Below are 24,136 nucleotides of genomic sequence, written 5' to 3' on the forward strand. Positions count from 1 at the left end.
TACGCTTGGACAGCTTGTTTTTAATATTTTATAAGAAAAAAAAGGTCCCCAATCTTTTTTCTGTTGTCTTACTTAGCCAAAATAATGGTTTCTATTATTTAATATCATCTGAATGGAAAAGTATAAATACATATTATTTTTCAACGAAATCAGCATTACCTCCATTGATAAAGTAGGTGGTAAAAATGCCTCTTTGGGTGAAATGTACAATCAACTCAATCCTATAGGTATCAATATTCCTAGCGGATTTGCTTTGACTGCTAAAGCCTATCGTTTATTTCGTAAACAAAACAAGTTAGAAAAACCGCTCAATGATTTACTTTTTATATTAGATACAAAGGAATATTCAAATCTATCGGCAATTGGAGAGAAAGCAAGAGCTCTTATTTTATCGGCATCAATTCCTAGCGAAATATACGATGAAATCCATAGGGCTTATCAAACGCTAAGCGAACAATCCGGAACGGATAATCTTGATGTAGCAGTGCGCAGTAGCGCTACTTCAGAAGATTTACCATCGGCGAGTTTCGCAGGACAAATGCAATCGTTCCTGAATATTAGCGGTGATAATCAAGTCATGGATGCGATACATCGTTGCTTTGCATCGCTGTTTACAGACCGGGCAATAAAATACCGCCATGATATGGGGTTTGCAAATTTTGATATTGCCATTTCTGTAGGAGTACAACAAATGGTGCGAAGTGACAAAGCGGCTTCTGGTGTGGCCTTTACCATCGATCCGGACACGGGATTTCAGAATGCAATTATAATAAACAGTATTTGGGGGCTTGGTGAAAATATTGTTCAGGGAACTGTTACTCCTGACGAATGGATGGTCTTTAAACCTACTTTAGGAAAGGCAAATTTGAACCCCATCATAAAAAGACACTGTGGAAGAAAAGAATTCACGATGATTTATGCTGAAAAATCAAATGCTGAATCAGCAGAAAATACAATTATTAACACGGAAACCTCGCTGGAAAAGCAAAACCAATTTTCATTAACCGATAAAGAAGTAATTCAGCTTGCGCAATGGTGCTACCAAATAGAAAAACACTATGATAAAGCAATGGATATCGAATGGGCAAAAGACGCTTTGAACAACCAACTTTATATCGTTCAGGCACGCCCGGAAACTGTTCATGCCAAAGAAAATAAGCTGGTAAGAGAAATTTACCAACTCAAAGAAAAAGGTACTTTGTTGACCAAAGGAATTGCTCTTGGCGATAAGATTGCTACAGGCAAAGCTAGAATCCTGAATAATGCCCATGAAGGGAATCAGCTACTTGATGGTGAAATTTTAATAACTGACTTTACCAATCCTGATTGGGATCCGATAATGAAAAAAGCTTCGGCCATAATTACCAACAAAGGCGGACGTACCAGTCATGCGGCAATAGTAGCCCGCGAACTGGGAACAGTTGCTGTTTTGGGATCCGGAAATGCAACTTCAGTCATAAAAAATGGTCAGCAAATAACCGTGTCTTGTGCTGAAGGAAAGGAAGGAAACGTGTACAATGGCGAATTAAAATGGGAAATAAAAGAACATGATTTCAGCCTGTTAGCAGTACCTGTTACGAACCCAATGCTGATTCTTTCCGACCCCGAACGGGCTTTTGAATTAAGTTATTATCCCACTAACGGTATTGGATTAATGCGTGTCGAATTTGCTATTTCGAACACCATAAAAATTCATCCTTTGGCACTTTGTGAACCTAAAAAAATAAGTGACCCGTCCGTTCAATCAGAAATAGCAGCATTAACGAAAGACTATGATGATGGCAAAAATTATTTTGTTGATAAACTCGCCGAAGCCGTTTCTATTGTCGCAGCGGCTTTTTATCCTAAGGAGGTCATTGTGCGGATGAGCGATTTTAAAAGCAATGAATATGCGAATCTAATAGGCGGAAAATACTTTGAACCAGTTGAGGAAAACCCGATGATTGGCTTTCGGGGTGCATCGCGTTATTACAGCGATTTTTATCGAAAAGGTTTTGCCTTGGAATGTGAAGCAATGAAAAAAGTGCGCAATGAAATGGGACTTGATAATGTAAAATTGATGATTCCTTTTTGCAGAACCATTGAAGAAGGCAAAAAAGTATTAGACGAAATGAAAGCAAATGGTTTAGTTCAAGGAGAAAACGGATTAGAAGTATATGTAATGATTGAAATTCCAAGTAATGTGATATTAGCAAATGAATTCGCAAAACTATTTGATGGATTTTCAATTGGTTCTAATGACCTGACTCAACTTACGCTGGGACTCGACCGTGATTCCTCGTTGGTAAGCTATTTATTTAGCGAACAAAACCCAGCGGTCAAACATTTGATCTCAGAAACGATACGCGCTGCCAAGAGAAACAAAATTGAAGTGGGATTGTGCGGTCAAGCTCCAAGTGACATTCCTGAATTTGCTCAATTTTTAGTAGAAAAAGGCATTAACAGTATATCCTTCACTCCTGATGCTTTGATAAGTGGCATAGAAAATATTTTGAAAGCGGAATCCAAACATGAAGAAAAACGCAATGAAATGCTAAACACATTAAATCATGGAAACAATTTTTAAAGGTAAAGTAGCAGGGGTTACAGTGGGTGCATCTGGAATTGGCAGAGCAACCTCCCTCGCTTTTGCAAAACAAGGAGCCAAAGTAGCCGTTGTAGACTGGAAAGAAAATGACGAAATGGTAGGCCTCATCAAAGAATTGGGAAGTGAGGCAATTTTTATCAAATGCGATCTTTCCAAAGCGGAGGAAGTAAAAGCAATGGTTGCCAAAGCTATTGCGGCTTTTAGTAGATTGGACTATGCTTTCAATAATGCAGGAATCGAAGGAACCCAAGCCAATACATTTGATTGCACAGAACAAAACTGGGACAAAACCATAGGTGTCAATCTAAAAGGAATCTGGCTCTGCATGAAATATGAAATTCCAGAAATACTGAAACAAGGAAAAGGAGCAATAGTAAACTGTACTTCTGTAGCCGGGCAAATTGGTTTTGCAGGTTTACCAGCTTATGTGGCATCAAAGCATGGTGTCGTTGGGTTAACAAAAACCACCGCTTTAGAATACGCGTCCCGGCCTCATACAAACCCCAATGATTGATCGCCTGTCATGCCATGCCGGTTGATGGCGGATTTGTAGCTCAATAATTTTTATTAAAACTATCGCATCATGCATACTTACGAAGTAAATCTAAAATGGACTGGTAAAACAAAAGGAATTTTAAGTTCCACTATTTTGCCAAAGGAAATTGAAATGGTGACACCTCCAGAATATTCGAATGGAACGGAAGGCATGTGGACACCTGAGCACTTATTAATTGCAAAAATAAATAGCTGTCTAATTAGTACTTTTTTGACCATTGCCGAAAATTCTAATCTTGAATTTACAAGTTATGAAAGCAAATCGATATGCACTGTTGAAATTATAAGAGGAAAATACTTTATAATTGAAATTGTATTAAAACCAAAAGTAGTCATCCCCTATTCTCAAAAACCGGAAAGAGTCAAACAGATTCTGGAAATGAGTAAAAATGTGTGTTTGATCTCGAATGCCATTAAAACTCCAATACGACTTGATCCTGAAATTATAGTATCCGAAATTCAACTGAGTTTTTGAGTTAAATTTAGGAAGAGTCGATTTTGCTGAAGCAAGAACATTAAAACCTATGAAACTGTTGAAAGCCTTTGTTTATAGTGGGAAGAAGAGCTAACGCAAAAAAGAATAATAAAACACCTGTTTGTGCAACCTTCAAAATAAAGAATTATGGAAAATATCGTATTATGTCAAAGTTGTGGATTACCGCTTGCAAATGAAGAAGTAAAAGGAAAAGAGAAAAACGGCTTGAAGAATGATTTGTATTGTAAATATTGTTACGATGATGGTACGTTCACAAAACCAAACATGACTTTAGAAGACATGAAAGATATCGTATCTACACAAATGAAGAAATTAAAGCTTCCGATATATACTATTCAGAAAGCCATAACTATTTTACCATCATTAAGTCGCTGGAAAAACAAATAGAACTTTGACAATCCTGAAAAAGTTGTAGTGCAGTCAATTAAATTTTTGAACCCGAAAAACGATGCAATGAAAACATTAATTTACAGTATATCTGGTTTTGACAAACCATTTATTGAGAAAGCGTTGCATGGAAACATCGATTTGGCTTATACCGAGCTATCGCTGAATGAAAGCACGGTAAAAATGGCAAAAGGATTTGATGCTATTTCAATTTTCACTTCAGATGATGCCTCAGTATCAGTACTGCAAAAATTACATGCTTTAGACGTAAAATATATTGCTTTGCGCTCCAAAAGTTCTGATTATATTGATATGTACAAAGCGCATGCCTTGGGAATTAAGGTTGCCAATGTTCCAGATATACCTTCTGCATATGCTGTTGCCGAACATGCCATAGCCCTATTATTGGCTTTGAACAGAAAACTGATATTAGGTCAAAAAATGATGCAGCTGGGTGATTATAGATTAGATCATTTAGTCGGTTTTAATTTGCATGGAAAAACAGTGGGTATTATTGGAACCGGAAAAACAGGAAGTGCTTTCGCAAAAATTATGCACGGCTTTGGTTGCAAAATTTTAGCTTTTGATCCCGTAAAAGAGGAGGAACTGAAGCTTCAAAGTAATATTTTCTACACCACATTCAATGATTTATGTGCAAATTCAGATGTAATATCTATTCATTGTTCACTAAATAGCAAAACAAATCACCTGTTTAACCAAACTACTTTCGCAGTGATGCGCAAAGAAGTCATTTTGATTAATACCGCCCATGGCAGCATCGTAAATACAGCAGATTTATTAAAAGCTTTAGATTATGGAGTTATTGCTGCTGCAGGTTTAGACGTGTATGAACATGAAAAAGAAATCTTTTTCAAAGATCATACTCGCACTCCGATCAACGACGATTTATTCCTAAAACTGTATGCTCATCCGAACGTCATAATCACCGGTCATCAATCCTTCTTGACTGCGGAAGTACTGCATGGAATTGCAAGTACAACAATTGCAAATTTAAATGAATGGGCCTATAATAGCGTTTGCAAAAATGAAATCAGATAAAAAAAATCCTATCTTTTTTAGTTTTTCTCTATTAAATCCACGCATAATCTTCCTGTTTGATTTAAATTTAAAATTCGTTTTTTTTTCGTAACTTAGTTTGTAATTCATTGACAATCAATAACTATTATCTCAAAATTTGAGTGTTAAAAAATAGTTATACTGTGCTTGTCCAAATGTATTACAGAACCATTTTTATAAAAAATAAAAAAAATGAAAGGATCATTAAAACTCGGAAAAATAGCGGGAATAGGATTGTATCTTCACTGGACATTCTCACTGCTTATTCTATTCATTATTTTTATAAACTATAAAAATGGTCAAAATCTAACGCAAATTCTATGGTCCGTTCTTTTTATTTTAAGTGTATTTGTTACTGTTTTTTTGCACGAATTAGGACATGCTTTAGCCGCTAAAAAATATAATATAGTTACAAAAGACATCACACTGCTTCCTATTGGCGGGTTAGCCAGGCTCGATAGAATTCCTGAAAAACCCGTCGAAGAATTAGTGGTTGCATTTGCAGGTCCACTTGTAAATATAACTTTGGCGTTCATCACCGGATTTTTTATTACCATCCCAAATGATTCAAATCAATTAATGGCAGAACTATCAAAAGGGGTAAATGCAGATAATTTTTTTCTCAATTTCTTTATCGTCAATTTTTGGTTGGCACTTTTTAATTTGATACCGGCTTTCCCTATGGATGGAGGCAGAGTTTTACGTGCATTGCTGTCCTTCAAACTACAAAGAAATGTTGCTACAAAAATCGCTGCTCGAATAGGCCAATTCATAGCGGTTGGTTTTATTCTTTTAGGTTTTTTATACAATCCCTTTTTAGTGTTCATTGGGATTTTTGTAATTATAGGAGCCCAAGTCGAATCTGATTCTATAGAGTCAAAACACGTATTGACAGGCTATAAAGTTAGAGATGTCTTGATGCGCCAATATCCTGAAATTGACGCTCATGAAAAACTAAAAACAGCTATTGATTTGTTACTTGACAGTCAAAACAAGAATTTTTTAGTAACCGATAATACAATTCCCGTAGGTACACTAAACCGCGATCAAATTATTATGGCATTAGCTAAAAACGGAGAAAATGAAACAATCGCTAATGTAATGGACCCGAATTTGATTTTTCTTGATGCTGATTCGGCATTAGAAAATGTCTTTGAAGACATGTACAAAAACAAAGAAACCCTAATGCTCATCATGGAAAACAACAAACTCATAGGGACGTTGGACACAGAGAATATTTTAGAATTTATTTTGATAAAAGAAGTACATTTGAAAAAAGACCATGCCGCATAATAAAAATTCCAATGTTGTATCTGAAAACATAGTGCTTGTGCGCAGCGGTGAAGATTATTTTTCCCGTTTGGAAAGTATTATCCACAATTCAGAATATGAAATTCATATCCAAGTTTACCTTTTTGAAAATGATGCAACAGGAAACAGGATTATAAATGCACTAAAAGAAGCCGCTTCCCGTCAAGTTAAAATATATCTTATATTAGATGGATTGGGTTCCTTATCGTTTCCTTCAAAAATTAGAAATGATTTGGAACAAAGCGGTATTAACGTTCGTTTTTTTGCCCCATTATTTTCCGCTTATACCTTTTATCTGGGTCGTAGATTACATCAAAAAATAGTAGTTGCCGATTCTAAGGTCGCTCTGATAGGCGGAATTAATATTGCTGACAAATATCATGGAACCCCAACCGAAGCGCCTTGGCTTGATTATGCAGTGCAATTAAACGGAGAAATTACAAAACCCATCCAGGAACTATGTAAAGCAATTTTTTTCAAAAAGAGACGCCTGCACAGTCAAAAAATAAAATCTGTTTTTCATCTTCAAGAAGACACCTTAGTTCGTATTCTTCAAAATGACTGGTTAAAAAGAAAAAACGAAATCAGTAATGCTTACATAAAATCAATTGGCAGTGCCAAAGAAGAAATAACAATAATGGGAAGTTATTTTCTTCCTGGCAGAAGAATAACTCAAGCCTTGAAAAAAGCGGCCAAAAACAAGGTTAGAATTAGATTAATTCTATCCGGAATATCAGATCTTCCCATGACAAGAAGAGCAACTTGCTATCTATATTCCAAACTTCTTAGTTACGATATAGAATTGTACGAGTGGAATAGTTCAATATTGCACGGAAAAACGGCTGTTATAGATAGTTATTGGACAACAATTGGATCCTTTAACTTAAACAATCTAAGCTCATATGGCAGCATCGAGACGAATGTCGAAATAAATTCGTCCATATTTGCTCAAATGTATCAGGAAGACCTCAACCAAATAATAGCTCAATGTCAAAAAATAACTCCCCAAACACTTGCAATCAAGAATACAGCATTGTCAAAATTCACCAATTGGATTTCCTATTATAGCACTCGATTTATAGAAATAATTGTCACTTTCACTCCCTACAGAAGATTCTATAATTGACAGATGTAAAAGATAGCATAAAAAACGCTTTTTCAATCCAAAAAAATAAAAATCACCTTAAAATTTATTATTATTAATACTGTTAATAAATTATTATTTTGTAACTTTAAAAGTATAATTAAAACATACAAAATACTAATAACAAGATACTTAAAAAATTAAAAAATCTAAATTAGACATTAAATAAATGGAACCTCCTAAAATAAAAAACAAGAAAAAAGAGGAATGGATTCGAAAAGATTTCGAGCATAAAATCCCGAAGATGGACAAAAGAATATTATTTGTTCCCCTTCAAAGGGAGTTGTTCTTTTAATCGAATTCTTAAAGAACTCACATAGCCTTGGCTAGTGACGGAACCGTGAGTCACTGTTCTGTATTTGAACGCTTTTTCAAGCACCAGGTTTAAAAGATCCTCCGCAGAGCTCCGAACTTTTAAACCGGTATTCTTAATTGGGGTTAGGGACAAAACAGTCCCTACTCCATTAACGATTTGTAATTATGGATTTTACACATTACAAAGAAGCCTTTATCCAGGAAGCCTCTAAAAATAGCTTCTCAGAATATAATATTGAAAGATGTTTAGAATATGCCGCAGTATTGTTTTTAAATAATGTCCCTGTAATTTACAACACTTCCCATCTATCTGCACTTGTAGGCTACAAAAAAGAATATCTCAAAAAAGCATCCCTTTATCCCAAATACTTTTATCGCGATTTTGAAATCATAAAAAAGAACGGGTTAAAAAGAGCCATTTCCGAACCGCTTCCCAGCTTGAAAGAAATACAAATCTGGGTTCTAAAAAATATACTTTACAAAATACCCATAAGCGCTTTTGCTAAAGCGTATAAACCTAATTCAGGTCTTATCGAAAACTTAAAATTTCATAAAAAACAACCCAAAGTATTCACTTTGGATTTGGAAAATTTTTTCCCCTCTATTTCGATTAAATCAATTGAAAAAGTGTTTGTTACTTTAGGCTATTCGCGAATGGTATCAAAACTACTTTCAAAATTATGTACGCGCGATGGAACCTTACCGCAAGGAGCACCAACCAGCCCTTATTTATCAAATCTTATTTTTAAAGATGATGATGCTGTCATTTCCAGTTTTTGCATAGAAAGAAAAATAAGATACACTCGCTATGCTGATGATTTGAGCTTCTCCGGTGATTTTGACGAAAAAGAACTGTTGTCAAAAATTACCACTATAGTTGAAAACTTAAATCTTCATATCAATACTGCTAAAACAAAACTCATGACGCCCAATATGAGACAAACCGTAACTGGCATTGTAGTCAATGACAAACCGCAGGTCGCATTTCATAAACGAAATGAATTGAGACAAGATATGCATTATATCAAAAAATTTGGCATAGACGAACATCGCGAATACAGGGAGATTAACCATAGTTATTATCTGGAACATCTACTAGGAAAAGTAAATTTTGTACTGCAAATAAACCCAAAAGATGTAGAATTTATAGGCTATAAAGCAGTATTGATTGCTCTAAAAAAGAAACAGCAGAAAACAAAAATGATCCAACCACTGCTCATGTAACGAGAAGTACTGCCAGTGTGAAACATTGACATCATAAATAGCTCCGTTTTTGCTTCCGTCTGGACACAAGTTTAAAATAGGAAACAGATAGCACTGATTAAGCAGATTTACAGTGATTTTTAAGTTGATATTAAAAAGTTAAACATAAATTTCACGAATTTACACGAATTAATTTGTGCAAATTCGTGAAATTCGTGTTTAAGATCCTACCCAATTTTTGTGCCCGCATGATAGCTTTTGGCTCTTTTTCTAATTTATATAGACGGAATCTGTTTGACTAAAAATTGAAATTAATGAAATCTAAACTGATACTTATTAAAATCATACACACTCTGATTTGGCTATTTTTCAATTTAGTAATTTTCTAAATGCTATATGCCGTAGTAGCTGATAAACTAGATAAATGGCTGTGGATAGGTTACGGATTAATAATTATGGAAGGAATTACTTTATTAGTCTTTAAATTCTTTTGCCCGCTGACTATTTTGGCGCGTAAATATTCCAATTCTACAAAAGACAATTTTGATATTTACCTTCCCAATTGGTTAGCAAAGTATACTAAATTAATCTATTCCGGAATTGTGGCTATTATCCTTTTGATAATAATTTATCGACTTCTGGACTAAGGAAAATTATTGAAATCTACAAGAAACCTAAGCTCCATTTTTTTATTACATAACTATCTGAAATAAAATGTTTTAATTTATTTTAACCATCAAATAATTGATTAAATTTGATAGACGAATAGCTAAAAATTACAATCATTTACACCATTGATTTGGTCAATACAAAATTTCTAAAATCTTTATCGAATATTTAAAAAAATTAATCCATGAAAAAAATTACAGCAATTATCGCAACCTTATTTTTCTCTACTTTTCTATTGGCACAAACCACATGGAAAGCAGATCCAATGCATTCAAAATTAACTTTTAGTACCGTGCATCATGGCATTTCTGATATTGCCGGATTATTCAAAATATTTGAGATAGACGCGACAGCTACCAAAGCTGATTTTAGTGACGCCTCTTTTGAACTTTCAACAGAAGTGGCCTCCATCAATACCGAAGTGGAGATGCGGGATAATCATATACGGAGCGCTGAATTCTTTGATGTGGAAAAATATCCTAAAATGACTTTTAAAAGTACATCTATAAAAAAAATCGGAAAAGAAAAAGGTAAATACAAACTAACGGGGAATCTCACGCTACACGGAATCACAAAGCCAGTAACCATCAATATGTGGTATAGAGGAACTATAACAAATCCGCAATCAAAAGCAATTACCGCCGGATTTCAATTTAGCGGAATTATAAAACGTTCCGATTTTAACGTCGGTTCAAAATTTCCTCCTCCAATGATTAGTGATGAAGTGAAAATTAAGGCAGACAGTGAATTTGTAAAACAATAAATTTCTTCTAAGGGATTTAAAATCTTGTCAATCATAAGCTAAAATAATTATAGAAAAAACAAATTTCTTCTCTTGAGTAGTCCAAAAAAAAATGCCTTTTTGAGCTACTTCATTCATAACAAAACACTTAAATCCTATTTTAACAATGAAAAATTGATTAAATTTGAAAGTCCAAATCGACTGATAGCAGGATATTATGTTTTACTTCCGAGCGCCGAAAAGATTAATAAAACAGCAATTATAAAAATCAAAGGACATGGACAACACGAAAAAATTAATAATAGCAGTTGACAATGATCCCACATCCGAAAAAATTGCTTTAAATGGGTTTCAACTAGGTAGTCAACTAAATGCCGAGATTGCATTACTAAGCGTTGTTGACCTAACAATGCTCATAACAGAAGGTGCCGTTACGCCAAAGGAATTTGCAGATATCACAATAAACGACTATCGAAAAAATCAGCAAATGCTCATTGAAACCCTATTTAAGGACTATAAAGTTTCGACGTTTGTAGAAGAAGGGATTCCCTATGAAGTAATTTTGAATGTGGCCAAAGAATGGCGCGCAGATATAATCGTTATGGGTACGCATGGCAGAACCGGAATTTCACATTTGATTATGGGCAGTGTAGCTGAAAAGATTGTCCGACATTCGGAAATACCCGTATTCATAATCCCTATTTAACCATGACAGAAAAACTTTGTCCCAATAGAAACAATCCGCAGATAAAATCTCATAATTGCAACACTGATAATTATTAAACTAATCTACGATGGCATTTATAGACTATTACAAAATCCTAGAAGTGGATAAAAAAGCAACGGAAGCCGAGATCAAAAAGGCGTATCGAAAAATGGCTCGAAAACACCATCCTGACCTAAACCCAAATAACAAAGAAGCCGAAAGAAAATTTAAGGAAATCAATGAAGCCAATGAGGTACTAAGCCATGTTGAAAATCGCAAAAAATATGATGAATACGGCGAAAACTGGCAACATGCTGAGCAATATGAAAAAGCAAAACAGCAAGGACAGTATTCGCGAGGTGGACAACAAGGTGGTTATGAAGGTGGGGGATTTTCAGGATTTGGTGGGGGTGGCGATTATTCAGACTTTTTTGAATCAATGTTTGGTGGTCGTCAATCAGGGAGACAAGGAGGACGTAGTGCCCAGTTTAAAGGACAGGATTTTAATGCTGAATTGCACCTTGATTTAAAAGATGTGTATACAACCCACAAGCGAACATTAACCATCAATGGCAAAAACATCCGAATAACTATTCCTGCCGGAGTAGAGAATGGTCAGCAGATAAAAATTAGTGGTATGGGCGGTGAAGGTTCTAGTGGCGGACCAAAAGGAGATTTATACATCACTTTCACAGTGGAGAACCACACCAATTTTAAGCTAGACAAGCACAATTTATACTCCACAGTGACTCTGGATTTATATACCGCTATATCAGGTGGTGAGGTGACTGCAGACACTTTTGACGGAAAAGCAAAACTTACAGTAAAACCCGGAACTCAAAACGGTACAAAAGTAAAACTAAAAGGAAAAGGATTTCCGGTATATAAAAAAGAGGGAGAATTTGGAGATTTATATATTACCTATCAAATTCAAATACCTATCAATCTTTCTGAAAAAGAAAAAGAATTATTTATGGAACTTGCTAAGTTAAGAACGTCATGAACATAGAAAAACTCATCCCCTTGTCCTCGTTATACAACCATTACAATGTAGAAATGTCATTCATTTTTAATTTAAATGAAATTGGATTAATCGAGATTCTTACGATCGATGAAACCAAATACATTAGCCCTGACGCAATTTATGAAATCGAAAAAATGATCCGCATGCATCAGGAGCTAGCTGTTAATATTGAAGGAATTGATGTGGTATTTAATCTCTTGCAGCAAATAGATAAATTACAAAACGAGTTGATTTCTGTCAAAAACAGATTGCGGTTGTATGAAAGTTGAGATTGATATATCAAAAAACATTTTTGATGTTCCGTAAAAAGTAAAAAATAAAGTTATGAACTGGCATCTACTCCCTCTTTCAGAAATAGCTAGCTTATTAAATACAACCCCATTAGGTCTTGATCAAACAACGGCTTCACATCTTTTGACCGAACATGGGAAAAATCAAATTGAAGACTCGAAAAAGAAAACTATTTTACAGATGATTCTTTCTCAATTGTCTGATTTTATGATTCTGATTCTGATCGCGGCAGCAATCATTTCGGGAATAATAGGTGATATAACGGATACGGTTATTATTCTCGCTATCGTAGTAATCAACGCTTTTGTAGGATTAATTCAGGAATACCGTGCAGAAAAAGCAATGGAAGCCTTAAAAAATATGGCCGCTAACCATGCGCTGATTTTACGTGAAGGAAAGAAGTTTAATATTCCTGCTTCTGATCTAGTGCCCGGAGATGTCGTTATTCTAGAAGCAGGAAATATCATTCCTGCTGATGTCCGTTTTTTTGAAACGAACCAAATAAAAGCGGATGAATCAGCACTTACAGGGGAATCTAATAACGTGGAAAAAATCCCAGAAGAACTTTCAGGAGGGGACTATTCACTTGGTGACCGCAGCAATATGGGCTATAAAGGTACGTCTATAACTAACGGGCGAGGACTTGCTTATGTGGTCGCAACGGGAATGAAAACCGAACTGGGGAAAATTGCAAAAATGCTTCAAACGGATGAAATCACTACCCCCTTACAAAAAAGGTTAGGTGCTTTTGGCAAACGATTATCATTAGGTATTCTGATAATTTGCACCATAATTTTCTTTATTGGATGGTTGCGGGGAGAATCTGTGATGACCATGTTGATTACTTCTATTTCGCTTGCTGTTGCAGCAATTCCAGAAGCTTTACCAGCATTAGTAACCATTGCATTGGCTTTCGGCGCCAAGAAATTAGCCAAAAATAATGCACTTATACGCAAATTGCCAGCTGTGGAAACACTGGGTTCCGTAACCTACATCTGTTCTGATAAAACAGGAACGCTTACACTAAATAAGATGACCGTACAAGAAATTTTTGAAACAGCAGATACTGAAAACAATTCCCTTTTTCTGGAAAATAATCCGTTGCTGCATGCAATAGCCTTAAATAATGATGTTTCAGAGGGGCAAAATGGTAAATGGATTGGAGATTCAACTGAAGTAGCCTTAGTTCAATATGCCTTTGAAAAAAACTCAAATCGAGCCGATCTAGAATCAAAATTTCCCCGAATTGCAGAACTACCTTTTGACTCCAAAAGAAAATGTATGACCACAATACATCAAACCCAAAATAGTGATGCTGAAATCCTAGTGATTACAAAAGGAGCCGTTGATGTGTTGTTTGATAAACTGAGTGCCGATCAAAAATCACATATTGTCGAATTTGAACACAAAGTCAACGAAATGGCAGCGAAAGGCTATCGAGTGTTAGGATATGCCATAAAAACGATTCCTTTTTTGCCTGAAAATTTAGATGCTAACACAATTGAAACGGATCTTACCCTTATTGGTTTTGCCGGGATGATTGACCCTCCGCGTGAAGAAGCTAGGCAGGCTGTCACTGAATGCAAAGAAGCAGGTATTATTCCCGTGATGATTACGGGCGATCATAAGCTCACTGCCAAAGCCATTGCAGAAAAACTTGGGATTATTTCTACGGACGAAGATCTTGTAATGACAGGTTCAGAACTTTCCCATTTAACACAGATTGAGTTTATAAATATCGTCGAAAAAGTAAAGGTATATGCCCGAGTAAATCCGGAACAGAAATTAAGAATTATTAATGCCTTACAATCCAAAAAACATTTTGTAGCCATGACAGGTGATGGTGTGAATGATGCGCCTGCACTTAAAAATGCCGATATAGGTATTGCAATGGGAATCAACGGCACAGAAGTTTCCAAAGAAGCCTCACACATGATTTTGCTTGACGATAATTTTGCCACTATCGTAGTTGCGGTTATGCACGGCAGAAAAATATTCGATAACATCCTAAAATTCATAAAGTATATTATGACTGGAAATTCTGGAGAAATATGGGCAATATTTTTAGCCCCATTTTTCGCATTGCCCATTCCGTTGTTGGCCATACATATTCTTTGGATTAATTTAGTTACCGATGGTTTACCCGGATTAGCACTAGCTTCAGAACCATCCGAATCAAACATCATGAAACGACCACCCAGAAATCCGCAAGAAAATATTTTTTCAAATGGTATGGCGGTACATATTTTGTGGGTGGGATTTTTAATGGGTGTTGTCACCATTGCGATGCAAGCCTATGCAATACACGTTGCGAACTCACATTGGCAAACGATGGCTTTTACGGTACTTTGTTTCAGTCAGCTGGGTCACGTAATGGTAATTCGTTCCCAGCAATCCATTTTTAAGATTGGATTATTCTCCAATAAACCCATGCTCGGTGCTTTATTAATTACTGTTGCATTACAGTTTATGATTATTTATACCCCTTTCTTTAATCAAATTTTTAAAACACAACCACTAACTATCTATGAGTTCCTATTAACCTTAGCAGTTTCAAGTATTGTATTTTGGGTCGGTGAAATGGAGAAATGGATAAAAAACAGGAATAAACAAACGATAATCGTCTTTTAATTATTTATTCCATTTCCGCAAAAAAAAGCTATTAATGGATAACGTTTCCCGAAGAATATTTTCCCCTCACGACAATGAACCATTGAAGTGAAATTTCTCTTATTGAAAAATAAAAAGAACCGTTCTATAAGTATCTCTATTTTTCTAAATGCCTTTTTTTTCGACAAAACCATCAAAAAAACAAATTAACAAACATTCAAAATCTCTGATATTCAGACAAATAATCGTATATTTGAGTAGCCATTTTCTGTTAAAAATTAATTCATAGACTAATGAATAGTATTTTTAAAATAATAGAATTATTCAAAAATTTTCTACTTGAAATAGGTGAACTCTCCTATTTTGCCGGTCGTTTTTTCAAGGAAGCATTTAAGCCTCCTTCAGAATTCAAAGAATTTCTTCGTCAATGTTTTAATATGGGAAATCGTTCCTTACTTCTTGTTGCTGTAACTGGATTTATCATAGGTTTAGTTTTCACCTTACAATCACGGCCTACCCTTCAAGAATTTGGTGCTGTTTCCTGGATGCCCTCCATGGTGAGTATTTCCATCATTAGAGAAATTGGCCCTATTATTACCGCTTTAATTTGTGCTGGTAGAATTGGTTCAGGAATTGGTGCCGAATTAGGTTCCATGAGAGTAACAGAACAGATTGATGCAATGGAAGTTTCAGGAACAAATCCCTTTAAATATTTAGTGGTCACCCGTATTTTGGCTACCACTTTTATGCTTCCCGTATTAGTTTTTTTTGGAGATGCTATCGCAATTTTCGGCTCCTACTTGGTAGAGAACTTAAAAGGAAATGTCTCTTTTTTATTATATTTCAATCAGGTATTTAATGCTCTGGAATTTGGCGATCTAATACCCTCAACAATTAAAACCTTCTTTTTTGGTTTTGCCATAGGATTAGTCGGTTGTTTTAAAGGGTATTATTGCAAAAAAGGAACGGCAGGTGTAGGTTTAGCGGCAAATTCTGCGGTGGTTTTCACTTCAATGCTTCTCTTTATTATTGATTTTATCGCGGTTTTTGTTACTGATATTTTTTATGATTTATAGATTAATATGGATACAACAGTTCCAAATTTAAAACCCATTATAGAAATCAAAGATCTGATGAAGAGCTATGGTGAAAATCACGTATTAAATGGTTTCAACATGGTCTTGTATGAAGGTGAAAACTTGGTTATCATGGGGAAATCCGGCTCCGGAAAATCCGTAATGATAAAATGTCTCATCGGATTGGAAGAACATGACAGAGGCTCTATTCAAGTGATGGGAAAGGATATCAGTGAGCTCGACCGGGAGGAATTAGACGAACTTCGAACAGAAGTTGGATTTCTTTTTCAGGGAAGCGCGCTCTATGATTCTATGACGGTTAGAGAAAATCTAGAATTTCCGTTACGGCGTCACACCAAAAAATTTGGAGTAATCAAAGACACCACGCCACTGGTGATGGAAGCCCTAGAAAGTGTAGGTTTAGCAAATACGATAAATTTAATGCCGGAAGAACTTTCGGGAGGAATGAAACGCAGAATTGCTTTGGCACGAACGCTAATCCTTCGACCCAAAATAATTCTTTATGATGAACCTACGACTGGGTTAGATCCTATTACTGCAAAAGAAATTCTGATGCTAATGAAATCCATTCAGGAAAAATACAATACATCATCAATCATAATTACTCATGATGTTGACTGCGCGAGAGTAATTTCAAATAGAATGATATTATTGGTAGAAGGTAAGAATTATATCGAAGGAACTTTTGAAGAACTATCAATCTCAACTGATCCTAAAGTACAAGCATTTTTTAAATAAGGATAGAAATGAAACAAACAGCATCACAAAAAATACGTCTTGGAATCTTTGTAATTATTGGGTTACTAATTTTTATTGTAGCCGTCTATTTTATTGGGGACAAGCAAAAAATGTTTGGGAAAACAAACCATTTAAAAGCGGTATTCAATAACGTAAATGGTTTACAAATAGGCAATAACGTGCGGTATTCAGGAGTAAATTCAGGAACGGTACGAGGAATCAATATGGTCAATGATTCTGTTATAGAAGTAGATATGATCATTGACAAAACCCTTTTTAGTCATATAAAAAAAGATGCAGTTGCCATCATAGGCTCTGATGGTTTGGTGGGAAGTATGATCATCAATATTATACCCGGCAAAGGAATATCGCTTCCGGTTGAGCCCGGAGACGAAATAAAATCGATGAACCGCGTTCGCACAGATGAGATGTTAAATACTCTGGGAGTTACCAATAGAAATGCAGCTCATCTTACGGCAGATTTACTTGAAATTACGTCACAAATAAACGAGGGAAAAGGAACAATTGGCCTATTGATTAGAGACTCTACTTTAGCAAAAGATTTAAAGGAAACCATGCACTATTTAAAAATAACAGGAAAATTAACTACCGAGTCTGTAACAAAATTGAATAATCTTATTGGCTCATTAGATAATAAAAATAATGTGATTGGTGTAATGAAAGACACTGCTGTGGCCAATAATATCAAAACAATTGTACACAATTTAGACAAATCTAGCGCAGAAATAAATAAAGTGTTAAGCAATCTCAACTTAACGATCGCAAATGTTAAGGAAGGAAAAGGAGCCATAAATTATCTATCAAACGATCCAAAATTAGTTTTGAAAATAGATTCCACTATGGCAAATATTAAAGAAGCTAGTTTCCGTTTAAACGAAAATATGGAAGCCTTGAAGCACAATTTTCTATTTCGGGGTTATTTTAAAAAACAGGAAAAAGCAAAACTGAAAGAGCAAAAAAAATAGATTAATGAAATTAATATTGAATTAGAAAAGAATATAAACCATGGTTACAATAGAAAAGCTAGGAATAATTCTGAGCCCCACTGACAAAGAATTTGAAAATACAGGGGTTTTAAATCCTGGTATTTATCAAGAGGGCAATACAGTTCATATTTTATACCGAGCAGCGCAAAAAGGACACTATTCTGCCATTGGATATGCAAGGATGGAAGGGCCTCTGAAAATAGTCGAAAGAATGGAACAACCTATTATTACCCGGGAATTTGATTATGAAAAACAGGGAGTGGAAGACCCTCGAATTGTAAAAATTGAGGATACGTACTACATAACTTATACAGCTTATGATGGTATCAATGCCATGGGAGCGCTTGCTACTTCAAAAGATTTAATTCATTTTGAAAAACATGGAATAATTACTCCCCAAGTTAACTATCAGGAATATGAAAGCTATGTAAATTTTTGCAATGCAACGAAACTAAATCCAAAATACCATGAATACTATAATCTTTTTGCGCAAATAGGGCTGAAAGGTGACGAAACCCGCTTATTACGTGATAAAGATTTGGTATTGTTCCCCAGAAAAATAAACGGACAATTTGTTCTTTTGCATAGAATTTGGCCGGGTATCCAAATTGTAAAGTTTGATAACTGGAAAGATTTAACGCTATCTTTTTGGGAAGACTATCTAACGAACTTGACCGATCATATTATTTTAGACCCAAAAGATGCATACGAAATGAGCTACATTGGAGCCGGGGTACCCCCAATTGAAACTGCTGATGGATGGTTATTAATTTATCATGGGGTACACGAAACTACAACTGGGAGAATCTACCATGCAAAGGCTGCTTTATTACATTTAGAAAAACCTGAAATGGAGATATCCAGATTGCCCTATCCGCTTTTTTCTCCAACGAAACAATGGGAAATAGAAGGTGAAGTCAACGATATTGTTTTTCCAACGGGTCATTCGTTATTTGGAGAGGACCTCTATATATACTATGGTGCGGCTGACAAACATATTGCCGTTGCTAAAATGAATATTCATGAATTACTTCTTGAATTGAAAAAACAACCTTAAAAAAAAAGAATTGCCATGAAATTTGAAAAAGGAATAAAAATGCTAATTGTAAGTACGTATCCGCCTAGAGAGTGTGGAATAGCAACTTTTTCAAATGATATTGTAAATGCAGTGAAAACTGTTTTTGGCAATACATTACCAATTGAAGTATGCGCTTTACAAAATAATGAATATCATTTTCAATATGGTGATGAAGTTGAATATATTTTACGTTCTTTTTTTTAGATGATTACAGACTGGTTGCTGAAAAAATAAACGAAAGAAGTGATATTGGATTAGTTTGTATCCAAGATGAATTTGGTCTTTTTGGTGGGGAATATGGAGATAACATACTGGCTTTAAACAAACCTATTGTAACCGTTTTCCATACCGTACTTCCAAATCCTAATGAAAAAAGAAAAAAAGTAGTTCACGCCATAAATGATTTATCGGATCAAATCATTGTACTCACCAAAAAATATAAATAAATTCTGACATATTTTTATGACTGCCATATATCTAAAACTATAATAATTCCTCATGGTAGTCACAACAACAAAAAAACCTTCTTTTCAGTCCATTTCTTATAAACTTTTCAATGCTTCTACTAGCAAATCAATATCCTCTTTTGTATTATAATGACTCAAAGAAATACGCAAACTTGGTTTTTTCAAATCTTCAGGAGAAAGCATTTCAGCTAAAACATGAGATGGTTTTATCGTACCTGATTGGCATGCACTTCCGCGGGAAACTGCAATTCCTTTCATATCGAGATGAAATAAAATCATTGCCGTTTTATCTTCTGAAAAAGGCAATAAAACATTCAACATATTATAGAATCCATCGACAGTTCCGTTTATCACAAATGCTGGAAATTCAATTTCAAGTTGACTAATCAAATAGCTTTTTAATTCGGAGATATAAGTTCTTTCCGTTTGTAAATTAGTGTAGGAAAGTTCTAATGCTTTTGCCATTCCGGCAATTTGATGCAGTGCTTCAGTCCCTGCCCTTAATCCTTTTTCTTGTTCACCTCCAAAAAACAAAGGTTGCAAACCGGAGTTCTTGCGAACAAAAGCAAATCCAACACCTTTAGGCCCGTGAAATTTATGCGCACTAGCTACTATGAAATCAACAGGAATAGCTTGTAAATCTATTTCTGTTTTTCCTATAGACTGTACTGTATCTGAATGGAATAATGCATTGTGCTGCTTGCAAATGCGTACTACTCTTTCTAAATCCAAAATAGTTCCTGTTTCATTGTTGACATGCATCAGGCTAACCAAAGTTTTTGTTTCCTGTGAAAGCAACTCCACTAGATCCGTAATATCAATTTCACCATTTGGTTTAACCGCAACATAATCGACTTGAATATCATACTCAGTTTGCAACGCCAGCAGCGTATACAAAACGGCATGATGCTCTATTTTACTGGTTATTATACGTTTTATTTTTAAATCTTTGACTGCCGAACGAAGAATCCAATTATTGGCTTCAGTTCCGCAGGATGTGAAAATAATTTCCTGTGCAGCAATATTCAATTGCTTTGCTATAGATTTTCTGGAAAGTTCTAAAATGCTTTTGGCATTTCTGCCAAAACTATGCGTTGATGATGGATTTCCAAAATCTTCCGTCATCACTTTGGTCATTTCCTGAATCACTTCAGAGCGAATGGCAGTAGTAGAGGCATTATCGAGATATACTTTTTTCATTATTTGAAAATTATAAAAATTATTTTAAGCCTTCTATTTCTGATGGAACTACTTTCATTTTTCTGGGAAATAGGAGTTTCTCATTAAACACCACGATAGAAACCAAAATCAGAAAATAAGAAAACAATTGAAGCACACTAACTTGTTCTTTGTAATAAAAAATAGCAATCAAAAACCCAATTATTGGATTTATATAAATCATAATCCCAACGGCTGAAGAATTAATTCCTTTCAGTGCGTACAAGTTTAAAAATAAAGGGATAATTGTAAAACAAACCACAATTACTGACAAACAACCGTAGAATAAAGTTTCTGTAGGCAACGTTCCGCTATAAGTTGGATAAAAAGGGATCAAAATCAGCGCTGTAAAGACCAACTGAATAGTTAACACCAAAAATTTATCCATTTCACTATTTTTTCGCTGACTAATAATATACAAAGCATAAGTTGCTGCAGTTATAAGGCTATAAAAGATATCTTCAAAATGATTTAATGATAATAAAACACAGCTAAAAACACTTAACAGCACAGCAAACCATTGCCATTTACTCAATTTTTCTTTCAATATAAAAAAAGCCAATATCGTAGTCAAAATGGGACATATTAAATAAGCTAACGAAGCTGCTTTTACACTTATATGATTCATTACATATATAAAAACAAACCAATTTGAAGACAAAAACACGCCGCCTCCAAGCGTCAAAACAACAACACTTCGTTTTTGTTTTGCAGTCATACTTTTGAACTGATTCCAGTCTTTTTTCAGTACTTTTTTTCTAAAGCAAAGATTAATCAATAGCATGGTAACAACACTAAAAAAAACGCGGTAAAATAAAATATCCAAAGAAGGGTAATTATGTAACGGTTTTAATGCTAAACTAAAAAATCCCCAAATAAAAAAGGCGGAAAAAGCGGCTAAATAGTATTTATTAAGTCTCATATATGCTATAAATTGTGGCAAAGATACTGATTTGTTTTCGCTTTAAATTACCGTAATCCATCCATTTCGATAAAGCTTCAACAGCCTTTCTTTAAAATTTAAAAAACTAATATGTTGTTAAATTCCATGTTTTTGAATAGGAATGTAATTGGAACAAATTAAAAATTCTATTTTTGTTTCAAATATTATAAAAATGAAAAGAGTTGTAAGCCTGTTGTTTGTTGCCTTGTTCCTGAATAGCTGTGATGACGGTAATTTAATACAAGAAGATATTAGTTTTGAAGCTGTTGCCACACAAAGTTGCGCTACCAATAATATCATTTACAAACTGAAAGATAAAGAATCATTAATTCTCGAAATACCTAAAAATTCTTTTACAAATGAACCAAGTTTGATTGGCGCACCAACAATCATCGATATAAACAGCGCAAACAGATTAGTTTACCGTTTTTATAACGGAACCATCTCTACGGCAAATATTTGTGAAACTATACCTCCTGTAACTCCTACTGTAACGGATCAATGGACTGCTACCGCCGGAAAAATACAAATATTTACCACTGCCGTAAAAACCACAAGCGCTACTGATAACAGCACGAGAATTACCGGTTACAATCACAATATCGTTTTCAAGAATGTCACTTTTGCTAAAAATAGCGGAACTCAGGTTTATGAAACATTCCCTTTTGGTGATTATGTTACCTCAGCAAACGCATTACCTTTCGGATTTGACCAAACAGTAGAAAAATGTAGTTCATCTAACCAGATTTACAATTACAATAGTAGTGAAGCCCTTACTTTGGACATAGATCCTACACTTATTGCAAGTGCAGCAACGTCATTAAATACGCCAAGAACCGGACTTATTGGTGATTCTAAGAACAAGCTTACTTACCGATTATTCTCCGGCTTACTTACTGGAAGCTATTTTTGTAACACAACCGTTCCTTCTACTCCTGTCATAAGTGAAGAATGGATTGCTGCAGCGGGAGTTTCGAATATAAGCGGAATTGTAGAAGTAACTACCACTGCATTTGGCTCTGGATTTAAACATACCATAGTGCTTAAAAATGTTACTATGAAGAAAGGAAGCAATGATTTTAAACTGGGGGATCGTTACATTTATGGTGATCTTTATACCACTAATTAACCCCAAATATTAGGCAAACTAAACCACTAGTAAAGCCTATTTTAAGCATAAAAAACGTCAGTTAAAGAGCCCATTTTCATTCGAAAATTTCTCTGACTGACGTTTTTTTTATTGACAAAAAGAATCTAAAACAATATTATTTGGTGCTTTGTTTGATAAAAACTTCTGTTGCACCTTGTCCGTATTTTTGATAATTCCCTTCCTGAAAAGCGATACTGTCATAACGGCCTAATAAGAAATCAAGCTCCGCTTTTAAGATTCCTTCGCCAACACCATGGATAAAAACAATCTTCGGAATGCGATTTCGAATAGCAAATTCTATGTGTCGTTTTGCTGTTTCAGTTTGCAAAGTAAGAATATCATAATTAGACATTCCGCGTTTATTAGGGACCAATTTTTCGATGTGCAAATCAAACTCAGGGGCTGAAATTTCGTGTTTGTCTTTGCGTTCTTTGACAAAACTGCGTGGTTTTGGTATCTCTTTTTCCTTTGCAATCTCATCTACATTAATTCTTCTAATAGAATCCATTAAGTTACTGGAAGAGTTTACCTTAATCAACTCTTTGACAAAAAATGTCATCACGAATCCATCCTCTGTTTCTATCGAAACTTCCTTTTCTTTGACTGAAAGCACCACTCCGTTTATAGCCTCGTCAAGCACTGAAACCTTATCGCCTTTGTTAAACATTTTCGTCTTCTTTATCTTGATTTTTACTTGGTATCTTGGCACTCAATTGCATCATTCCCATCATAAAAATTACGATTGCAATTACCATTACATACACATTTTTCTGGGCACTCACCTGCTCGTACAAAGCAATAATTATGGCCACAACCATTATTGGAATTATAATTTTTTTCATCTCTTTATCTATCAGTTTCCAAAAGTACTAAATTTAAAATTGCATCAATTTATTATCTCATTCGTTTCTTATTTTTTTGTAAAATTGTAAAAACAAAATAATTGGATTTAGAAAAATACATGATTCCTTGTTTGAGCAAAACACTGTTTGGAGTGGAATGTTTGGGATGCGGATTTCAGCGAGGATTAGTGTTACTTTTGAGAGGCAATTTCGCAGCTGCTTTTCAAATGTATCCAGCTATTTATACTACCCTATTATTTTTAGGAATTGTAGGTTTGCACTTTGTAGACAAACAAAGAAACTACAAAAATTTAATCATTGGAATGGCGATTATTAATGGCCTTTTTATGATTGCCGGTTACCTTTATAAACACTATTGAGTGACAACTTTATTTTTGCTTTTTCAAAACTTTCCACAAGTAAATCAAAATAAATTTACTCGCATTTATTTCCCTAAAAACAATTTTTAAATTAAAATA

Annotated in this window: 25 protein-coding genes; 21 read left to right on the forward strand and 4 right to left on the reverse strand. The window is 34.8% G+C overall.

Annotation, left to right across the window (positions count from 1 at the left end):
* Nucleotides 1–112 precede the first annotated feature (112 nt).
* The 19 genes from ppsA (at nt 113) to ACFX5F_RS07870 (ending at nt 19,241) form a co-directional block, all read left to right on the forward strand.
* Complete coding sequence (ppsA, locus tag ACFX5F_RS07780) at nt 113–2,566, forward strand: phosphoenolpyruvate synthase (RefSeq protein WP_379851503.1); 2,454 nt, start codon at nt 113–115, stop codon at nt 2,564–2,566.
* On the forward strand, nt 2,550–3,101 hold the full coding sequence (locus tag ACFX5F_RS07785; RefSeq protein WP_379851504.1) for an SDR family NAD(P)-dependent oxidoreductase: 552 nt from the start codon (nt 2,550–2,552) through the stop codon (nt 3,099–3,101). Before ppsA ends, ACFX5F_RS07785 begins: the two co-directional genes overlap by 17 nt.
* A 69-nt stretch (nt 3,102–3,170) precedes the next feature.
* Nucleotides 3,171–3,617, forward strand: coding sequence for an OsmC family protein (locus ACFX5F_RS07790; RefSeq protein ID WP_379851505.1), 447 nt, complete (start codon nt 3,171–3,173; stop codon nt 3,615–3,617).
* A gap of 147 nt (nt 3,618–3,764) precedes the next feature.
* Nucleotides 3,765–4,025 (forward strand): zinc ribbon domain-containing protein, encoded by a 261-nt coding sequence (locus ACFX5F_RS07795; RefSeq protein ID WP_073208023.1) that lies wholly within the window; start codon nt 3,765–3,767, stop codon nt 4,023–4,025.
* 66 nt (nt 4,026–4,091) lie between these two features.
* Entirely contained in the window at nt 4,092–5,084 is a 993-nt protein-coding gene (locus ACFX5F_RS07800; protein ID WP_379851506.1) for an NAD(P)-dependent oxidoreductase, read from the forward strand.
* Nucleotides 5,085–5,294: 210 nt separating this feature from the next.
* The gene (locus ACFX5F_RS07805; RefSeq protein ID WP_379851507.1) at nt 5,295–6,395 is read left to right on the forward strand and encodes a site-2 protease family protein; all 1,101 of its coding nucleotides are present in this window, start codon (nt 5,295–5,297) and stop codon (nt 6,393–6,395) included.
* Nucleotides 6,385–7,539, forward strand: a complete 1,155-nt coding sequence (locus tag ACFX5F_RS07810) for a phospholipase D-like domain-containing protein (RefSeq protein WP_379851508.1) — start codon at nt 6,385–6,387, stop codon at nt 7,537–7,539. The genes ACFX5F_RS07805 and ACFX5F_RS07810 overlap by 11 nt, the downstream gene beginning before the upstream one ends.
* Before the next feature lie 498 nt (nt 7,540–8,037).
* On the forward strand, nt 8,038–9,096 hold the full coding sequence (locus ACFX5F_RS07815; protein WP_379851509.1) for a reverse transcriptase family protein: 1,059 nt from the start codon (nt 8,038–8,040) through the stop codon (nt 9,094–9,096).
* A gap of 368 nt (nt 9,097–9,464) precedes the next feature.
* Entirely contained in the window at nt 9,465–9,722 is a 258-nt protein-coding gene (locus ACFX5F_RS07820; RefSeq protein WP_379851510.1) for a hypothetical protein, read from the forward strand.
* 206 nt (nt 9,723–9,928) lie between these two features.
* Nucleotides 9,929–10,507 carry a YceI family protein gene (locus tag ACFX5F_RS07825; RefSeq protein ID WP_379851511.1) on the forward strand — a complete coding sequence of 193 codons (579 nt, stop codon included), beginning with the start codon at nt 9,929–9,931 and terminating at the stop codon, nt 10,505–10,507.
* A gap of 256 nt (nt 10,508–10,763) precedes the next feature.
* A complete protein-coding gene (locus ACFX5F_RS07830; RefSeq protein ID WP_379851512.1) occupies nt 10,764–11,192 on the forward strand; it encodes a universal stress protein in 429 nt (142 codons plus the stop codon).
* Nucleotides 11,193–11,280: 88 nt separating this feature from the next.
* A complete protein-coding gene (locus tag ACFX5F_RS07835; RefSeq protein WP_379851513.1) occupies nt 11,281–12,195 on the forward strand; it encodes a DnaJ C-terminal domain-containing protein in 915 nt (304 codons plus the stop codon).
* Complete coding sequence (locus tag ACFX5F_RS07840; RefSeq protein ID WP_379851514.1) at nt 12,192–12,485, forward strand: chaperone modulator CbpM; 294 nt, start codon at nt 12,192–12,194, stop codon at nt 12,483–12,485. The genes ACFX5F_RS07835 and ACFX5F_RS07840 overlap by 4 nt, the downstream gene beginning before the upstream one ends.
* A gap of 55 nt (nt 12,486–12,540) precedes the next feature.
* On the forward strand, nt 12,541–15,138 hold the full coding sequence (locus ACFX5F_RS07845) for a cation-translocating P-type ATPase (RefSeq protein WP_379851515.1): 2,598 nt from the start codon (nt 12,541–12,543) through the stop codon (nt 15,136–15,138).
* A gap of 272 nt (nt 15,139–15,410) precedes the next feature.
* Nucleotides 15,411–16,193 carry an MlaE family ABC transporter permease gene (locus ACFX5F_RS07850; RefSeq protein ID WP_379851516.1) on the forward strand — a complete coding sequence of 261 codons (783 nt, stop codon included), beginning with the start codon at nt 15,411–15,413 and terminating at the stop codon, nt 16,191–16,193.
* A gap of 6 nt (nt 16,194–16,199) precedes the next feature.
* On the forward strand, nt 16,200–16,952 hold the full coding sequence (locus ACFX5F_RS07855) for an ABC transporter ATP-binding protein (RefSeq protein ID WP_073207993.1): 753 nt from the start codon (nt 16,200–16,202) through the stop codon (nt 16,950–16,952).
* Nucleotides 16,953–16,960: 8 nt separating this feature from the next.
* Nucleotides 16,961–17,938, forward strand: a complete 978-nt coding sequence (locus tag ACFX5F_RS07860; RefSeq protein WP_379851517.1) for an MlaD family protein — start codon at nt 16,961–16,963, stop codon at nt 17,936–17,938.
* A gap of 40 nt (nt 17,939–17,978) precedes the next feature.
* Nucleotides 17,979–19,016, forward strand: coding sequence for a glycoside hydrolase family 130 protein (locus ACFX5F_RS07865; RefSeq protein WP_379851518.1), 1,038 nt, complete (start codon nt 17,979–17,981; stop codon nt 19,014–19,016).
* 15 nt (nt 19,017–19,031) lie between these two features.
* Nucleotides 19,032–19,241, forward strand: coding sequence for a hypothetical protein (locus tag ACFX5F_RS07870; protein ID WP_379851519.1), 210 nt, complete (start codon nt 19,032–19,034; stop codon nt 19,239–19,241).
* 338 nt (nt 19,242–19,579) lie between these two features.
* Here ACFX5F_RS07870 and ACFX5F_RS07875 read toward each other — a convergent pair whose 3' ends face one another.
* Nucleotides 19,580–20,704, reverse strand: a complete 1,125-nt coding sequence (locus ACFX5F_RS07875) for a cysteine desulfurase family protein (protein WP_379851520.1) — start codon at nt 20,702–20,704, stop codon at nt 19,580–19,582.
* A gap of 19 nt (nt 20,705–20,723) precedes the next feature.
* Entirely contained in the window at nt 20,724–21,644 is a 921-nt protein-coding gene (locus ACFX5F_RS07880; protein WP_379851521.1) for an EamA family transporter, read from the reverse strand.
* A 193-nt stretch (nt 21,645–21,837) separates the two neighbouring features.
* Between ACFX5F_RS07880 and ACFX5F_RS07885 the strand changes: the two genes are divergently transcribed.
* Entirely contained in the window at nt 21,838–22,794 is a 957-nt protein-coding gene (locus tag ACFX5F_RS07885) for a hypothetical protein (RefSeq protein ID WP_379851522.1), read from the forward strand.
* Between the two features lie 136 nt (nt 22,795–22,930).
* Here ACFX5F_RS07885 and ACFX5F_RS07890 read toward each other — a convergent pair whose 3' ends face one another.
* Entirely contained in the window at nt 22,931–23,482 is a 552-nt protein-coding gene (locus tag ACFX5F_RS07890; RefSeq protein ID WP_379851523.1) for a DUF8465 domain-containing protein, read from the reverse strand.
* The gene (locus ACFX5F_RS07895; protein WP_379851524.1) at nt 23,475–23,657 is read right to left on the reverse strand and encodes a hypothetical protein; all 183 of its coding nucleotides are present in this window, start codon (nt 23,655–23,657) and stop codon (nt 23,475–23,477) included. Before ACFX5F_RS07895 ends, ACFX5F_RS07890 begins: the two co-directional genes overlap by 8 nt.
* Nucleotides 23,658–23,758: 101 nt before the next feature.
* Here ACFX5F_RS07895 and ACFX5F_RS07900 point away from each other — a divergent pair, with 101 nt between their 5' ends.
* On the forward strand, nt 23,759–24,037 hold the full coding sequence (locus ACFX5F_RS07900) for a DUF2752 domain-containing protein (protein ID WP_379851525.1): 279 nt from the start codon (nt 23,759–23,761) through the stop codon (nt 24,035–24,037).
* Nucleotides 24,038–24,136 lie beyond the last annotated feature (99 nt).

It is taken from the genome of Flavobacterium zhoui (genome assembly GCF_042787235.1).
Taxonomy (GTDB): Bacteria; Bacteroidota; Bacteroidia; order Flavobacteriales; family Flavobacteriaceae; genus Flavobacterium; species Flavobacterium zhoui.

Excerpts from the sequence above, each read along its gene's own strand:
- ppsA (WP_379851503.1), top strand. The coding sequence starts at position 113 with ATGGAAAAGTATAAATACATATTATTTTTCAACGAAATCAGCATTACC.
- ACFX5F_RS07785 (WP_379851504.1), top strand. The coding sequence starts at position 2,550 with ATGGAAACAATTTTTAAAGGTAAAGTAGCAGGGGTTACAGTGGGTGCA.
- ACFX5F_RS07790 (WP_379851505.1), top strand. The coding sequence starts at position 3,171 with ATGCATACTTACGAAGTAAATCTAAAATGGACTGGTAAAACAAAAGGA.
- ACFX5F_RS07795 (WP_073208023.1), top strand. The coding sequence starts at position 3,765 with ATGGAAAATATCGTATTATGTCAAAGTTGTGGATTACCGCTTGCAAAT.
- ACFX5F_RS07800 (WP_379851506.1), top strand. The coding sequence starts at position 4,092 with ATGAAAACATTAATTTACAGTATATCTGGTTTTGACAAACCATTTATT.
- ACFX5F_RS07805 (WP_379851507.1), top strand. The coding sequence starts at position 5,295 with ATGAAAGGATCATTAAAACTCGGAAAAATAGCGGGAATAGGATTGTAT.
- ACFX5F_RS07810 (WP_379851508.1), top strand. The coding sequence starts at position 6,385 with ATGCCGCATAATAAAAATTCCAATGTTGTATCTGAAAACATAGTGCTT.
- ACFX5F_RS07815 (WP_379851509.1), top strand. The coding sequence starts at position 8,038 with ATGGATTTTACACATTACAAAGAAGCCTTTATCCAGGAAGCCTCTAAA.
- ACFX5F_RS07820 (WP_379851510.1), top strand. The coding sequence starts at position 9,465 with ATGCTATATGCCGTAGTAGCTGATAAACTAGATAAATGGCTGTGGATA.
- ACFX5F_RS07825 (WP_379851511.1), top strand. The coding sequence starts at position 9,929 with ATGAAAAAAATTACAGCAATTATCGCAACCTTATTTTTCTCTACTTTT.
- ACFX5F_RS07830 (WP_379851512.1), top strand. The coding sequence starts at position 10,764 with ATGGACAACACGAAAAAATTAATAATAGCAGTTGACAATGATCCCACA.
- ACFX5F_RS07835 (WP_379851513.1), top strand. The coding sequence starts at position 11,281 with ATGGCATTTATAGACTATTACAAAATCCTAGAAGTGGATAAAAAAGCA.
- ACFX5F_RS07840 (WP_379851514.1), top strand. The coding sequence starts at position 12,192 with ATGAACATAGAAAAACTCATCCCCTTGTCCTCGTTATACAACCATTAC.
- ACFX5F_RS07845 (WP_379851515.1), top strand. The coding sequence starts at position 12,541 with ATGAACTGGCATCTACTCCCTCTTTCAGAAATAGCTAGCTTATTAAAT.
- ACFX5F_RS07850 (WP_379851516.1), top strand. The coding sequence starts at position 15,411 with ATGAATAGTATTTTTAAAATAATAGAATTATTCAAAAATTTTCTACTT.
- ACFX5F_RS07855 (WP_073207993.1), top strand. The coding sequence starts at position 16,200 with ATGGATACAACAGTTCCAAATTTAAAACCCATTATAGAAATCAAAGAT.
- ACFX5F_RS07860 (WP_379851517.1), top strand. The coding sequence starts at position 16,961 with ATGAAACAAACAGCATCACAAAAAATACGTCTTGGAATCTTTGTAATT.
- ACFX5F_RS07865 (WP_379851518.1), top strand. The coding sequence starts at position 17,979 with ATGGTTACAATAGAAAAGCTAGGAATAATTCTGAGCCCCACTGACAAA.
- ACFX5F_RS07870 (WP_379851519.1), top strand. The coding sequence starts at position 19,032 with ATGAAATTTGAAAAAGGAATAAAAATGCTAATTGTAAGTACGTATCCG.
- ACFX5F_RS07875 (WP_379851520.1), bottom strand. The coding sequence starts at position 20,704 with ATGAAAAAAGTATATCTCGATAATGCCTCTACTACTGCCATTCGCTCT.
- ACFX5F_RS07880 (WP_379851521.1), bottom strand. The coding sequence starts at position 21,644 with ATGAGACTTAATAAATACTATTTAGCCGCTTTTTCCGCCTTTTTTATT.
- ACFX5F_RS07885 (WP_379851522.1), top strand. The coding sequence starts at position 21,838 with ATGAAAAGAGTTGTAAGCCTGTTGTTTGTTGCCTTGTTCCTGAATAGC.
- ACFX5F_RS07890 (WP_379851523.1), bottom strand. The coding sequence starts at position 23,482 with ATGTTTAACAAAGGCGATAAGGTTTCAGTGCTTGACGAGGCTATAAAC.
- ACFX5F_RS07895 (WP_379851524.1), bottom strand. The coding sequence starts at position 23,657 with ATGAAAAAAATTATAATTCCAATAATGGTTGTGGCCATAATTATTGCT.